The 14,939-nt window shown below is 56.5% G+C and carries 13 protein-coding genes; 7 read left to right on the forward strand and 6 right to left on the reverse strand.

The features are described 5' to 3' along the window. Positions 1–124: 124 nt before the first annotated feature. Entirely contained in the window at positions 125–577 is a 453-nt protein-coding gene (locus AC1VV3_RS24955; RefSeq protein ID WP_465128568.1) for a PA2169 family four-helix-bundle protein, read from the forward strand. Here the strand turns inward: AC1VV3_RS24955 and AC1VV3_RS24960 are convergent. Continuing rightward, entirely contained in the window at positions 555–1,955 is a 1,401-nt protein-coding gene (locus AC1VV3_RS24960) for a glycosyltransferase family 4 protein (RefSeq protein ID WP_482963202.1), read from the reverse strand. The two genes, AC1VV3_RS24955 and AC1VV3_RS24960, sit on opposite strands and share 23 nt — an antisense overlap. A gap of 746 nt (positions 1,956–2,701) precedes the next feature. Next, entirely contained in the window at positions 2,702–3,043 is a 342-nt protein-coding gene (locus AC1VV3_RS24965) for a DUF1488 family protein (RefSeq protein WP_132270385.1), read from the reverse strand. A gap of 366 nt (positions 3,044–3,409) precedes the next feature. Here AC1VV3_RS24965 and AC1VV3_RS24970 point away from each other — a divergent pair, with 366 nt between their 5' ends. Beyond that, on the forward strand, positions 3,410–3,832 hold the full coding sequence (locus tag AC1VV3_RS24970) for a hypothetical protein (RefSeq protein ID WP_465128566.1): 423 nt from the start codon (positions 3,410–3,412) through the stop codon (positions 3,830–3,832). A 145-nt stretch (positions 3,833–3,977) separates the two neighbouring features. Here AC1VV3_RS24970 and AC1VV3_RS24975 read toward each other — a convergent pair whose 3' ends face one another. From AC1VV3_RS24975 to AC1VV3_RS24985, 3 genes are all read right to left on the reverse strand, one after another. Further along, entirely contained in the window at positions 3,978–4,304 is a 327-nt protein-coding gene (locus AC1VV3_RS24975; RefSeq protein WP_465128565.1) for a hypothetical protein, read from the reverse strand. An 87-nt stretch (positions 4,305–4,391) separates the two neighbouring features. Continuing rightward, entirely contained in the window at positions 4,392–4,784 is a 393-nt protein-coding gene (locus tag AC1VV3_RS24980; RefSeq protein WP_132270382.1) for a GFA family protein, read from the reverse strand. 5 nt (positions 4,785–4,789) lie between these two features. Beyond that, a complete protein-coding gene (locus AC1VV3_RS24985; RefSeq protein WP_132270380.1) occupies positions 4,790–5,017 on the reverse strand; it encodes a DUF3072 domain-containing protein in 228 nt (75 codons plus the stop codon). Positions 5,018–5,770: 753 nt separating this feature from the next. On the opposite strand from AC1VV3_RS24985, the gene AC1VV3_RS24990 reads away from it, so the two are divergent. The 3 genes from AC1VV3_RS24990 to AC1VV3_RS25000 all read left to right on the forward strand — a co-directional run bounded on the left by AC1VV3_RS24990 (position 5,771) and on the right by AC1VV3_RS25000 (position 9,695). Beyond that, positions 5,771–7,213, forward strand: a complete 1,443-nt coding sequence (locus AC1VV3_RS24990; RefSeq protein WP_482963203.1) for a DUF7125 family protein — start codon at positions 5,771–5,773, stop codon at positions 7,211–7,213. Positions 7,214–7,259: 46 nt separating this feature from the next. After that, on the forward strand, positions 7,260–7,613 hold the full coding sequence (locus AC1VV3_RS24995; protein WP_243654498.1) for a response regulator: 354 nt from the start codon (positions 7,260–7,262) through the stop codon (positions 7,611–7,613). A gap of 81 nt (positions 7,614–7,694) precedes the next feature. Beyond that, complete coding sequence (locus AC1VV3_RS25000) at positions 7,695–9,695, forward strand: PAS domain-containing sensor histidine kinase (RefSeq protein WP_482963204.1); 2,001 nt, start codon at positions 7,695–7,697, stop codon at positions 9,693–9,695. A gap of 195 nt (positions 9,696–9,890) precedes the next feature. Here the strand turns inward: AC1VV3_RS25000 and AC1VV3_RS25005 are convergent, their stop codons facing one another. Further along, positions 9,891–10,235, reverse strand: a complete 345-nt coding sequence (locus tag AC1VV3_RS25005) for a hypothetical protein (RefSeq protein WP_482963205.1) — start codon at positions 10,233–10,235, stop codon at positions 9,891–9,893. A 488-nt stretch (positions 10,236–10,723) separates the two neighbouring features. Between AC1VV3_RS25005 and AC1VV3_RS25010 the strand changes: the two genes are divergently transcribed. Both AC1VV3_RS25010 and AC1VV3_RS25015 read left to right on the forward strand, forming a co-directional pair. Continuing rightward, a complete protein-coding gene (locus tag AC1VV3_RS25010; RefSeq protein ID WP_482963206.1) occupies positions 10,724–12,823 on the forward strand; it encodes a bifunctional diguanylate cyclase/phosphodiesterase in 2,100 nt (699 codons plus the stop codon). A gap of 456 nt (positions 12,824–13,279) precedes the next feature. After that, positions 13,280–14,356 carry a YihY/virulence factor BrkB family protein gene (locus AC1VV3_RS25015; protein ID WP_482963207.1) on the forward strand — a complete coding sequence of 359 codons (1,077 nt, stop codon included), beginning with the start codon at positions 13,280–13,282 and terminating at the stop codon, positions 14,354–14,356. Positions 14,357–14,939: the final 583 nt, after the last annotated feature.

Here is a 14,939-nt window from a genome sequence, read left to right on the forward strand (position 1 = left end):
TACACTTATGAGTTCCAGTAAATATATTATTTTCTCCTGAAGCAAATCAGTCTTCTGGTCGTTTAGCTGTCGTCCCGTCTCTGCTCGTGCGAGTTTACGGGTTTCATATCCGATAGGAACTACTATGTCCGACAATAGTCACGATATTTCGACACTGAATAGCCTGATTGCAACGACGATCGACAGCGTTGACGGCTATACAGAGGCTGTCAAAGATAGTGAAAATGCACGTTTCACGTCGCTTTTCACTAGCCGAGCTGGTGAACGCCGCGAAATCGCCTCGCGCTTACAGCAGGAAGTCAACAAACTGGGTGGCAAGGCCGAAGACGATGGCACCGTTTTGGCAGGGGCCCACCGCATGTTCTTGAATCTCAAATCTGCCGTAACCGGACGTGATGACAAAGCTATCATCAATGAGGTCGAAGCAGGCGAAGATCACATCAAGGCCAAGTTCGAGGATGCCCTGGCCGACCGCGAGCTTTCCCCCCCAGTGCGTCAGCTTATTGAAACCTGCTTCGTCTCCGTCAAAGCAGGGCATGACGAGATGCGCGACATCAAGCACTCGATGGAACGTTAAAAGCCTTATTGCGGGGGGCTAGCTGCCCCCCGCGCCGCTTCGCAGCTGGTTGGTTCCCTATAGAAGGCATGCCAATGAGCGCCGTGCCAGCTTCGCCAAATCGTTCCCGGTGATTGTCACAAGTTTCCTGACTTTCGCCGCGGATACGCAAGGCACGCTTCTCTCTCACGGCCCGGCCGATTAGACCCGCGCAATGCTGGGCGAAGCGGGGCCAGATGGTGGAACGCCCCTTGGTGTAGGCGCTACGCTTTAGCTGAGCCATCGCCTCGGGAAAAGTGAGAATGGCATCGATCGCCTCGGCAATAGCCGCCGGCTCTCCGACGGGCACCAGTTCGCCTACTCCGCCGGCAAGAAGTTCGCGCGCATGGATGTACGGCGTCGAAACAACAGCCTTGCCGAGTGCGACTGCGTAGCTAAGCGTCCCGGAGGTCGATTGCTGCAGATTGGGATAAGGCGTCAGATAGATGTCGCAGGCTTCTATCTGGTCGAGTAGCTCCTCCGTCTCGAGGAATTTGTCATCCCAAGATACATTGGCTGTTACGCCCAGCTCCCCGATGCGCGCTTGTAGCCGTTCGCGGTAAGCCTCTCCCTGCTCCTGCACAAGATTGGGGTGGGTCGCGCCCACGATCCGATAAACGACCCCCGGATGCCGTGCAGCAATCGCAGGGAGCGCTTCGATTGCATGTTCCAGCCCCTTGCCCGGCCCTAAAAGCCCGAATGTCATAAGGACAGGCCGGCCTGTCAGTCCGAGCTTCGCCTTGAACGTCCCTTCCCGACCGAACGGGCGATCAGGGGCTCCATGGGCAATGACAGATATACGTTCAGGGTCGGCGTCGTACAGTTTTACGAGAAGGTCGCGGCCGTCCTGGGACATCACCATAATCTGCTCGGCCCGCTGCAGAATGCGCTGAAGCACCGCCCGCTGATTGGGCGAGGGCGACGACAGAATCGTATGGAAAGTAACAACGAGAGGCACCTCGAGGCGGTCGACCAGTTCGCATATCAGCTCGCCGTCCGGTCCTCCGAAGATGCCATATTCGTGCTGAAGCCAGACCGCGTCTGGTTTCGATAGGTTGATAAGTTCTGCCGCCGCGCAGTAAGCGTCCCGTTCACCCGCAGGTATGACGCGAATGTCCGGATCGTAAAGCGCCAGTGCGTTACGGTGGTCGAGCGCAAAGACATCAAAGGAAATGTTCGGGTAATGCGCAGCGACATGCGTTTTCAAGTCCTCGGTAAACGTCGCTATGCCACATTTTCGCGGAGCGAACGTCCCGATGAGCGCAACCTTGAATGTATCCGTGAAAGATGGGCTTTTGTACCTCTTGTTGTCCGTGAACGAAGCCGCATGTCTGGAGAAGGCGTTTTGCGCGTGAAACATGCCGGCACGGATCCTATGAGGGGTTTAATTTAATAACGATAGTCCAGCATGGTCGTTCCCCATTGATCGTACAACTTCATAGATTCATTGGGGCACCACGTCATAACAAAACGGCAGGGTAATCAAAAAAACTCTAACCCACTATGGTTAAACCTGATCTTTACTTTCAACCTCATCAGCCCGTACGCGTTATTTTGGGCAGCTGGTTTCTCAAAAAAGCGTTGATTTAGATATCTGCAAAATGGCTTCGAAATGCCTGTCTTTGTTGAGTGGTCCCTTGCCATGGCTACTTTCGGTCGCCACGAATCTTCATTTTCCAAGAGGAATTTATTCACAGAGATTTCCATGACACGCGCCCTGCTCGCTATTGCGGTTACAAATAGGAGCGCAGCAGTACGCTGCGCAGTCCCTTGGCCCTATGGTTGTCCGTCCAGCCAAGGGAAGCACACGGAAAGGTCTCCGCTGCTTGTCGACGATTTTTTTAGCGGGTGTTCAATTTTTCTTTCGCTGCGCCGCTGACACTTGGTGCCGAAGTTTCATCCGGGGCTTCCGGCCGCTTCTTCGGCATAAGCTGGGCGCGGCGTTCGTACCGGGGCACCCTGCGCCGGCTTGCGAAGCATCGCGAATTTCTGCAATTTAATATGCTTTAGTTTGGCACGGCAAGTCGCAGGAAAAGATTGATAATGGCACTTTTTCCCGTCTGGCACGACTGAACTTATCTCCGGGCGGTCCAGAGCCCTCATCGCTCAGTTTTGGCCAATTTCCGGATTACCTCCGCTTTGCTCGAACAATCCGGGATGATCCTCGCGAAGCGATTGCAGGACTGAGACGTTGATAACGAACTCGCTTTGCCCCCGATCGCCCGCAAGCCAGATCCTGTGCGCAGCTGGAAGGATAATACCCTTATTTTCGTCGAATATATGCTCAGCGCTGTCTTCGATCGATACACCGATTTCGCCAAGCGATCGCAGCGCATCAAAAGTCACGTAAAATCGGTAAGTTTTTGCTTCCCACTGCCCGATGAACTCGACGGCTTGTCGGCGCGGCACCCAATTTCGCACAGCTGACGTGAAGGTTAGGTCAAGCATGCCGACGCCTCCTGATGGGCCTTAAGTTTAAACGCCCGGTGAGCAGAAGGTTCCCGCAGCCCTGGGGCAGCAAGCGGCCGGGCACGGCGGCTTGTGCCTCACCTCGGGCAGGGTCTTTTTCGGCGTTCTCGCGCGCAAGGATGATGCCGGGCGAGCCAACGCGCAAACGGGTTCACAGATTGGCACGTTCCGGCGGGCGCTACAGTTTATAAATTGTTGATTTTTTGTGCTTCCTTTTTCGCCTCACCAAATCCGCTCTTCGTATGTCTGGCACGGCCTGCCTTCCTCGCCGAAACATTGCTGGCTGATGCAAATTTCACCGTGCGGGCCGCGACTTAGTGTCCAGATTATCGAGAAGGAATGGAAATGAAGCACCTTGCAAGCGCTCTGGGAATTATCGCTGTGAGCGTTTCAGTGGCCGCGATGCCGGTAGAGGCGCAGCCCTACCGTGGCGGCGACCATGGCCGAACCGGGTCCAGCCACACGCAACGACCTGACAATCGGCAGTGGCGCGGCGACCGGGACAAAAATTGGAATCCGGCAGCAAGCTACCATCAGGGCAATTACAAGGAGCGGCGTCTTGGCCGCAATGATCGCATCTACCGCGGGAAGGACGGACGCGCTTATTGCCGCCGATCGGACGGCACGACGGGCTTGGTGGTCGGTGCGCTGGGCGGAGCGGTTCTTGCCAAATTGGTCGGCGGCAATACCCTAGGCGCGCTGGCGGGTGGTGCCGGAGGCGCCCTGGTTGGCCGTGAGATCGATCGCGGCGGGGTAAAATGCCGTTGACGGCAAAGTATCCATTGAATTGTTAATTTCGGGAGGGGCGCCGCTAGCGCCCCTCCCTATCCTGCATTGTCATTGGCTGTAATAGGCGAGCAAGTACTCGATCCAAGCTTGCTGCAGAAGTAGCGATTTGCTGGGGCGGGTCCGGTCAAGCAGCCTTCGGATTAAAATCGTGCGAATTGGCCATTCCAGTTCGGTAGGTCGGCTGCGCGCCGCCTATAACCGGGATTTTTTGGGAAGTGGTCGTTCCGTCCGCACACCGTATTTTCTTCGACAACCCCAGACCGCACGAAGGCTTCTCGCACCTGTGCTTCATCTTCGGATTGTCGCCGAATACGAAGGTCAGAGCTAAAAACTTATACGCTTCGCGCAATCGAGCAATACCGTCTTTGTCGAAGGCTGACATTTCCGCATCGTCAATCACACCGAGGAGGCTATTCAAGAAAGCAGCGTAGTCCCAGAGCGAAGTAGCCATAACCGGACCCTATGAACGTCCGCGAATGACCGCAAGGGGCGGTTTCTGCGGCTTTTTGGTCGGGTACCAAGCGTGCGATGTCGACCACTAGGTTTCAGATCGCAGATCACTTTCTCGATCTTTCTCATAATGTTTGACGAGCGGAAACGCCGGCAGCCATTGCTCCCGCCGGACCATCCAGTTCTCATATGTCGGGATGAACTGGTCCGGCGCATCGAGCGAACCCAGATGTACTTCAACCTCATCCTCGTGGCGCGCGAAAACCGATGATCCGCAGCATGGGCAGAAGTGTCTGCCTGCATATTCGCTTGTTGCACCCTCTATGGTGACGGCGCTGCTAGGGAAGATGGCAGCCGCGAAGAACAGGGCTCCGTGATGCTTACGGCAATCAAGGCAATGGCAGACGCCCACACGATAGGGCTGGCCATGAGCCATGATCCTTACGGCTCCGCACAGACATCCGCCGCTTACCCGCTCCACGCAGCTCAGTCCCGACCCAGCGCCGCCTTCAGCGCGTCGATCCGCTGCGAGGCTTCAGCTTTACTGAGGCTTTCGGGCGGCAAGTCCTCGCCTGCTTCCTCGCAAAGCGTCGTGAGATAGGACGCCTGTGCGCCGGTCATCGGATCATCGCCCGAGACCCAGTTGGACGGATCTTTTTCGGTGTTCGATCCCGGATGATCCTCAAGCTTGGGATTGTGCATTTCCTCGGACATGCGCCTGCTCCTTGTTCGCTGTTCGTTCCTGAAACAATCGAATCGCCGGCTTGGTTCCCCGCATCAGCGCAGCGCGAAGGATGTTATCGCTCGGCTCAATGAATTCTGCCAGCTCACCTTCCGGACAGTTTGTCGGCAGGACACAGCATCGCGTCCTTGTCCGGCTGCCATCCCAGAAATCGCGCGCCATTCCGAAAACGGCCAGCCGTGACCTGATCATAAACGGCCTCAACTCCAAGTCCGTCCGCTAGCGCCACGTAGTCGCCGCTCTGGTTGGCCTGCCATCAGCCCGAGCCGCTTGGTGCGCGGCCGGTGAACCCTGGCCCGCCTCATAGGGTTTGAGTGTTTTTGCCAGCGCGGCCCATTCGCCTGCAGGGCATGCCGAAACGAAGCCGACGAGGCCCAAGGACCCATCGGCCCCATAGAAATCCAGAAGCAACAAAGCCACACCTCCGTCGCTCTTGCGTATCCTCCCACCACACAATCGGCGGTCCTCTGTTGCTTGACCGGTCCGCCTGAGGATCGAGCAAAGTCTCGAGCGCTCGAGATTTTAACTCCGTTTCCAGATAATCTGGTACATGCCTGCCGCGTCATTTGATACTCGAGGCAATATGAAGTGGGGGCAGCGTGGGAGGCTGAACGCATTTGACCGGCATGGGAGCCGCCGCGAAGGGAAGACGCCGGCCAGCGACCCTGCTAAGAGGCCGGCGATTCATATCTTCAAGTCGTTCAGCTCTTTCGAAGGAATTTTCAGTGACGCAGCAGCTGCCTCGGCTATCGACGGGGGTGCCAGGCCTCGATCCCATCCTCGGCGGCGGCTTTGTCGAGGGCGCGTCGTATATTGTGCAAGGGCAGCCAGGTGCCGGCAAGACGATCCTGGGCAATCAGGTGGCGTTTGCGACCGCCTCGTCGGGCAGGAAGGTTCTGTACGTCACGCTTTTGGCCGAGACACACGATCGGCTGTTTCAGTCGCTTTCAACCCTCTCGTTTTTTGACAAGGCTCAGCTGGGCAGCCGTATTTCCTACGTCAGCGTGTTCCAAACGCTCAACAAGGAAGGCCTCGGCGCCGTGGTCGATCTCTTGCGAAAAGAGACCAAAAGACAGGGCGCCTCGCTGATCGTATTTGATGGACTCCTCAACGCAAGAGACCGCGCCGAGACCGATCTCGACGTCAAGACTTTCGTTGCCGAAGTGCAAAGCCAGGCGGCGTTCGTCGGATGCACGGTGATGTTCCTAACCAGCGCCCGCACGCATGACGACAGCCCCGAACATACCATGGTGGACGGCGTAATCGAAATGCATGAGGAGCTCGTAGGTCTCAGGACGGTCAGGCGCCTGCGCGTGCGAAAATCCCGCGGAAGCGCCTCGCTTGGCGGTTTTCATCAATATGAGATCGCCGAGCCGGGTATCAGCGTCTTTCCCCGCATAGAAGCAGCGCTTCGCCTTCCCTCCGTGAGCGACCAGCCCGATCTGACACCGCTGACCTCGGGGATCGAAGGTCTCGATGTGCTCACAGGCGGAGGCCTTCCAAGGGGATCCACGACTTTGGTAGTCGGGCCCTCGGGCAGCGGCAAGACGTCATTCGGGATAAACTTTCTGGCAGCCGGCTCCCACAAGGAACCCGGTCTTCACTTTGGCTTTTATGAATCGCCGGACCGTCTTCTTTCGAAGGCCTCGGCGCTTGGCCTCGATTTGCGGCGAGCTGTCGATAAGGGAGAGCTCGAAATTTTGTGGCACCCTCTGACGGAAAATCTTATCGACAAGCTGGCATACCGCCTGCTGGACGCTGTAGCCGCACGAGGTGTCAAACGGCTCTTTATCGACTCGTTGGGAGGATTCGAGCGCGCCGCGGTCCACGGCTCGCGCATGGTTGAGTTTTTTGCCGCGCTGACGAACGAACTTCGTGCACGCGGGGTCACGACGGTTGCCACCTGGGAACTTCGGGACCTCTTCTCCTCGCAGGTTTCAGCCCCAGGTCCTGAAATATCAAGCGCCCTCGATAATCTTATCCTGATGCGTCAGGTAGAGATCGGTGCGCACTACAAACGCCTGCTGTCCGTTCTCAAGGTCAGGGACCAATCCTACGCCGCAGCGCCCCAGGAAGTCATAATAGACGGTCACGGGCTCGCCATTTCGGGCCCGTTTGAAGAAGCTGTCGGTATATCGACAGGCCTCGCCCGGCCTCTTGGTGCCTGAAGCTCATGAAGCGTGATCTCCTAAAGGGCGCCTCATGAACATAGTCGTGGCTGAAGACGAGTTCCTGATCGCGGATATGCTGGTGGTTAGTCTTGAAGAGGCGGGCCACAGAGTTCGCGATGCGCCCCACGGTGCCGGAGCACTCAGGCTGATCCAGGAAGAACGGCCGGATCTGCTCATAACGGACTTCATGATGCCGCTGATGACTGGCCTCGAGCTCGCGGAAGCCCTGCGCGCTGACGACGGTTTGCGCGACATACCGATCGTGCTAGTCAGCGGAGCCCAAGGTTTGATCGCGCGCGAACGAAGTGATCTCTTCGACATTGTCATCGACAAACCGTATCGTATCGAGAGGATACTCGAGGCCCTTGCTCGATTGATCGCGAAGCCCATCGATTAAACCAGAGCCGCCGTCGTTGGCCCTGTCTTTCTAGCAATTTTGCGGCGTGACCTGCCTCTCGAAGTCGCCTAGCTTTCAGCTATGAAAAACGAGAAGGGCATATCAGGGGCGAACATGCAGCGAGAAGACGGCAACGGCGGAGCGATGGGGCAGCTTGTCGCCGGCTTGCCACAGCTTGCAGGTGATCCAGCGATCCTGGGACAAATCATCGAACACCTTCCTCTTCCTGTTTATACCGTTTCGTGCGAGGGCCTGATCACCGCCTGCAATCGCGCGGCCGCAAAGCTCTGGGGCCCAGCTGCCGAGGCGGAAAAGGTCATGTGGTGCGGGTCGGTGCACCTCTACACGCCTGAGGGACGCTGCATTGCCCACGAGCAAAGCGCCGTTGCGATCGCGGTAAGGAACGGCAAGCCGCAGACCGGGATCAAGGCAATTGGCGAGCGCCGAGACGGCAGCCGGTTCAGCTTTACCGCTCATGCAATGCCTCTCCTCGACGGCACGGGTGCGGTGGTCGGAGGCGTGAACGTCTTGTTTGACGTTATTGACGGCGAGAATAGCGATATCACTGCTCACCGCCTCGCCGCGATTGTCGAATCTTCAGACGACGCTATCATCAGCAAGACGCTCGACGGAACGATCACCAGTTGGAACGCGGGCGCGGAGCGAATCTTTGGTTATGCGGCTGGCGAAATTATTGGCAAGTCGATCCTGAGTCTCATTCCGCCCGAACGCCACAGCGAGGAAGACGAAATCATTCGCCGCCTGAAGAACGGCGAGCGGCTTCAGCACTTCGAGACCGTGCGCCTGCGCAAGGACGGCGAGTTTATTCCTGTATCGCTTACCGTTTCACCCATACGCCGGGCCGACGGCGTTATTGTAGGCGCATCGAAGATCGCCCGTGACATCACCGAGCGCAAAGTCAAGGACGACCTGCTCGCCCGCCAGACCGCAGTGCTCGAAACGCTGAACCAGGTCGCTGCCGTCATCTCGCTCGATCTTGATCTTGACAGGATCGTCCAGTCGGTCACTGACATCGCCACCGAATTGACCGGCGCCAGGTTTGGCGCTTTCTTCTACAACGTCACTGCCCCGGACGGCGAGTCCTACCAGCTTTTCACGCTCTCCGGAGCACCACGCGATGCTTTCGAGAGCTTTGGCATGCCGCGCAATACAGCCGTCTTCGCACCGACCTTTGCTGGAGAAGGCGTAGTACGCTCGGACGATATCCGGTCCGATACCCGTTATGGCCGTAACTCGCCTCACCGCGGCATGCCGCAGGGCCATCTTCCGGTGGTCAGCTATCTTGCTGTGCCTGTTAAATCGACGTCAGGCGATGTGCTGGGCGGACTGTTTTTCGCCCATGACGAGCCAGGGAAATTTTCTGAAGATACCGAGGCTTTGATTTCGGCCATCGCGTCTCAGACTGCCGTTGCCATGGATAACGCGCGACTGCACAAAGCGGCGCAGGCAGAGGTGGAGCAGCGACGCCGGGCGGAAGGCGCCAAGGAATTGCTTCTCCATGAACTGAAGCACCGCGTGAAGAATACGCTTGCAACGATCCAGGCTATCGCCTCTCAGACATTTCGCCAAGCACCGAAGGAAGAGCTGAGCGCGTTCATTTCCCGTCTGCTGGCGCTCTCGACCGCCCACGATCTCCTGACTGAAAAGGACTGCGAAGCAGTCGGCGTCGCCCATATCGTCGCGCGGGCTCTCGGTCCTTTCCTCGATAGGGATCGTGAACGTGTGGAAATTGCTGGGCCGGCCGCCGCTGTCCCTTCGGCAAAAGCGCTCACGTTGGCGATGATACTTCACGAGCTTGCAACGAATGCTGTTAAGTACGGAGCATGGTCGAACGAAAGTGGCATCGTTACGATCAGATGGCATATCACTGAAAACGAAGCAAAAACGGTTTTGGGGCTTGAATGGTCAGAAGCGGGCGGCCCTCGTGTTTTTTCGCCTAAAGAAAAGGGTTTTGGGTCACGAATGATCCAGCGAGCCCTACGAGGCGAAGGCGATCAGGCGCAGTTCGATTTTCGGGCAGATGGCTTGGTGTTCTCGATGAATATCGAGTTAGTGGATTAAGTGGCCGGATCCTACTGGCGGCACCTGCCGTACGCTCCCTGCGTACAAATGTGCGCCGCTAACCCGCAGCGAAGCGTACTCCCCAAACGTTTCGGCAGAAAATACGTTTGCCAAAGCAGCAACTATAATCTGATATCATACGCGCTTGCATTTTAGCTGCTTGGCTATGTCGACGGCCTGACGCTCAACGCTATCTCAGGCTTCGAGAGGCTTTTCCTGACCTTTATGAATTTGGGTTAATATCGACATTCTGTCATGCCGAATTCCGGGAGGCGTCGGTGATGTAGGCGCTATTAGAAACTGAGCCAGCTTTGCGGAGAGACGCTGCTCGGCCTCGATGCGATGCCGCGCTAAAGCCTGACAAAGCGGTCCATCGTCGTCGATACGGTGCCAAAACCCGCTATTATCCGCAAGGGTCACGCGCAGTTCCTTTGCGGCTTCTCGATCGGCTGCGGTAATCCCATTCATCGCGACAACGCTTTTCCCTGCATGCTTTTGCTGGATCCGAAACCGCCAATGTCCTGCCTTGGTTCCGTACAAAAAATTGGCAAAGGTCTTATCCGTCTTGGTCCGGGCGCCTTTCCCAAGCCTTTGACCAAAATGCACAGACCCGGCCGGACTTAGACACCCTCATCGCGATCGTGGAGCGAGAAAATGGCGAGGTGCAGAGGTCATCGGCGGCATTGAGGCCGCAAACCACCGCCTAACCTCAATGCCCAATCGGTGAAAAAAATTAGCTTATGAGCTCTCACCCGCTTTGTACGTTCGGCTGGCCCACCTTCTCAGCAAATCTCCCTTTTTCGATATCGGTTCTACTGATAGCCCTAAGGGCGGCTAGTGATGGGCAATCCGTTCACCTTATTTGGCTACTTTTGAACATATCGAACACAATTGTTTATGGCTGGATCAAGCTGCAGTTAAAACCAAAATTTAATTGATATGTCGCATAACGCCGAGATATGTCGCTATCGCTCTTTCCCGCTATCCGACTCTTGTGCAGGACCGTCAACGCCAGGCATTTCTGGCCGGTGGTTGTTCTGCTGTTGGCATGCTTCGGCGCTGTTCTTGTTGTCCTTGCCGTCACCACCAGGGCTCAGGATGACCTTCAAGCTGCGCAAGAAACGCAAGCCCTCCAAAATGCCGTTCAGTCCCTGAAATACAACATCCGTCATGACCTGCAAGACTATGCGAAGTGGGATGACGCAGTCCGCCATATCAGCAAAAATCTCGATGCTGATTGGGTCGATGACAATGTCGTCGCTTACTTGGGACGCCAACAGGGATACGAGCAGATTTTAGTTCTTGATGCGCGAAATCGTGCAATATTTGAATTCGCGAGAAATCCAGCAGAAGTTTCGGAAGCCAAAATTGTCTCCGACCCCGAATTGCTACGGTCCGCCAAACGCGTGCGCAATATGCCCCGAACCGGAAGTCCAATCGAAGCAGGCTTCAGCCGGGTCAACGGCAAATTGATAAATTACGCAGTCGCGGCGGTTGTCCCACTCACGTCAAAAGTGACTATTCCTGCTAATCTTCCTTCCCACATCCTGATCTTGGCTGACACCGTCGACAATGGCAAGCTTGCACACCTTAACGAAAACCTCAGACTTTCAGACTTTCGTTTAACGCTTGGCCATCCCAATGCCGCCCTGCGGTCACTCGCGCTGACGGACACCGACGGGAGCGTGTTAGGCTGGCTGCAATGGACTCCGAGGCGGCCTGGAACCGACCTTTTGAGGCGGGTCGCCCCGATCATCATCGGCCTTGCAATTTGTTCGGTCCTGGCGGCATTGCTCATTCTCCAGAACGGGCTTCGAGCAGTTGAAGCTGTCCGGCAAAGCGAACTTCGCGCACGGCATCACGCTGATCACGATGCTCTGACCGGCCTTCCCAATCGCCGTGCGTTGCTATCCAGGATCTCCGCGCAGCTTGCGCTGGGTGATGACCCTACATTGCTGTTCATGGACATGGACGGCTTCAAGGATGCCAATGATGTCTATGGCCATGCCGCAGGCGACTTGCTGCTCAAAGAGGCAGCAGCACGGCTCTTGCTTTGCACCCAGGGCGCATTTGTTGCACGCGCCGGCGGCGATGAGTTCGCTGTCTTGCTTAGCGGCGACAAGTCCCACGAGGCAGACACCATCTGCGAACGCATCATCGACGCCGTTCGCTTACCCTTTTCCATCGGGCACTACACGGTGACACTTGGGATCAGCATCGGTTGCGCAAGGGGTGAAATGCTCGGCGCCGAGGGCCAGGATGAACTGATCCGCCGCGCGGACGTAGCGATGTATTGCGCTAAAAACGATGGCAAAAATTGTAAGCGCACATACGCACCAGCACTCGATGAAGGTCATCTATTGAGGATGAAACTGGAATCGGATCTTCGGGCCGCGATCGAGCGCGATGAACTATATGTTCATTTTCAACCCATCGTGTCCGCCGCGCATAACATTATGGTGGGAGTTGAAGCGCTTGTGCGCTGGCGTCATCCTGAGCACGGTGATGTCCCACCTGACGTTTTCATTCCGATAGCCGAGCTAAGCGGCTTGATTAACGCGGTCGGCAAGCACGTTCTTCGGCATGCCTGCCTCTCAGTACGAGAGACGGCGTTGGAACTGGCCGTTAACATTTCACCGGTGCAGTTCTGGGACCGCAACCTCCTGGACGATGTTCGCGATGTCCTGCAAGAAACAGGGTTTCCGCCTGAGCGACTCGAACTGGAAATAACGGAAAGTCTTCTTTTGAGACGTCCTGATAAGGCTGCAGAAGTTATCAGCGGCTTGCGGAGCTTAGGCATCCGGATTGCCTTGGACGACTTCGGGACCGGTTACGCCAGCATCGGCTACCTCCAGCGCCTTAAGCTGGATCGTATCAAGATCGATAAGGCCTTCGTTGCCCCTTTGGGCAACGAAGAACGGGCCTGCGAAATGATATTGTCCATTGTAGCGCTCGCCAATGCTTTCGACGCTCAGGTTACTGCCGAAGGCGTCGAGACAGAAAGCCAAGCGCAAATTGCCAAAGTAGCCGGATGTAGCAGGATGCAAGGTTGGTACTTCGGGAAGCCTGTCGCGGCCGGCAAGCTCATGACCCTGCTCGATCCTCGTTTGATATCCAATGTTGCGTGATCGCGTAAGTTACGACGATTTAAAATTGAGCGCCGGGCGCTGAAATCTGCCGCCGCCCACCGCCAGTTCGGCGAACCCGGTAAAGTTCCCTGACAAGCTTGGCGAGACAATTGCACGGCGCGGCCGCCTCTGCAGAGTATATAGGCACTCTAATCTGCGCGGTGAGCAGACTGATAGCGGCCGTCCGAAACCCTTTAACGACCCTTGCTTCTACCTGGTCTCAGGCGGCGCCTTTGTCGTCTCATCCTGCGCTTTGTCAGCCAAACGACGAGAACATGTTACAACCCTGGCCCATTCATACGAAAAGCGGTGTGTGCTTACAGATCGACGGCTCCGGGTCGGGGCCGGTCGATCCACTGTTAACGCGGTCGAAACAATGTCGCTGCGTCCGAAGGATCACTCTCACCGGCGCCTGGCGTCCAGGCTGCTGCGTTCATGGACAAAACCGGATGGCACATGAGCGACAAGCTCGAGTTTCCCTCCCGCATCGATTTTGGGGGGAACGCGCGGGATAGCCGCAGGTTAGGCTTGCAGACAGGGAGCATTGGCATGGACGAGCGGATTTCGGATGCGGTGGGGGCAGGGGCTGCACGCCCAAGTGAAATTCCGGCCAAAGGTTGGAAACAAGTTATCTTGCGGGCTTGGAGCGAAGCGAGCGCCGACAATCTGGGGCTTATTGCATCGGGGGTGGCATTTTGCGCCGTCCTCGCCCTCGTGCCCACTCTTGGCGCGATCGTTTTGACCTATGGTCTTCTAGCCTCTCCGGAAACAGTAGCCGCCAACATCTCCTCCCTGACTTCGATGATGCCCGAAGACGCCGCCCGGCTCATTGGCGAGCAACTCGCCAATGTTGTTAAGACCTCGGACGGCAAGAAGGGGTTTGGCCTGCTCATTGCCCTGGTGATTGCACTCTACGGTGTGATGAAGGGTGCAACCGCTCTGATAACTGCGCTCAATATCGCTTACGACGAGGAGGAGACGCGGTCCTTCATCAAGATCAACCTGACCGCGCTCAACATAGCTGCCGGAAGCGTCCTTGTCGCAATATTGGCAATTTTGGCGATTGCCGCGATGGCGAGCCTGGGCAAGCTCTTGCCCTATGCACCGGCCTATCTGGCGCCGCTGGTTACTGTGTTTACCTATCTCGTTGTCGGCGTCACCGGAACCGGTCTTGCTGCTGCAGTCTATCGCTTCGGTCCCAACCGCGCACACGCCAAATGGGTTTGGCTAAGCCCAGGGTCGATTTTCACATCCGTTTCCTGGATGGTGATCACGCTGGGATTCGGCCTTTACGTTGCAAACTTTGGAAATTACGATGCGACTTATGGTTCCCTCGGCGCAGCGATGGTGCTTTTGACATGGCTTTATCTCTCGGCATTCGCATTGCTGCTCGGCGCTGAGCTTAATTGCGAGCTGGAACGACAGACAACCCGCGATTCCACAACCGGGGATGAGCGTCCGCTAGGGAAACGCGGCGCTTATGCCGCCGATACCGTTGCTTATGAAGCTCCCCTCGTACGCAAAGATGTATGATTTTAAGCGCCAGCTGGAGGCTCTGATATCCAGCGCGAAAACGAGTTAAGCAGCGCCGCGCAAGCGAACCAAGCTGCGAGGGTAATCCTGCTGGACCTGCCTGCGCCTTGGCAAGAAATACGTATCGAAGCTCTCGCTTTTGGCCCGCCACCTTCTCACTATATATTGAGCTTTTTATATATTGAGCTTTTTTTCGAACTTCGCGGCAAGATTTCGTCGATCATCCATCATCTGAAAGCATTTCATTGTCAGGAGCAGCCCCTCCAAGCGCCACCGTGACTGAGCGACTGTTTGCTGGATCAGGTGAGATCCGCCGCCTCGCTCGCGCGGTCGATTGGGCAGAAACGCCGCCTGGTAGGATCTATAGCTGGTCTCAGAGCCTAAGAGCGACAGTTCGTCTTTCGGTCACACTGTCTGAAGCAGGCTCTCGAAAACGCAATGGGTCTGAGCTTACCGACGAGCCCGTCTTGAGATAGTGGTAGTTTAGACGCGTTGAAGGGTGAGCCGCAGTGCTGATCCAAGCCAACGTTTTTGGCAGTTGCGCGCAGAGCCTAATAAGCTGGTAATCGCTTCCTTCTGCCAA

Source organism: Novosphingobium sp. BL-S-34, assembly GCF_056857015.1.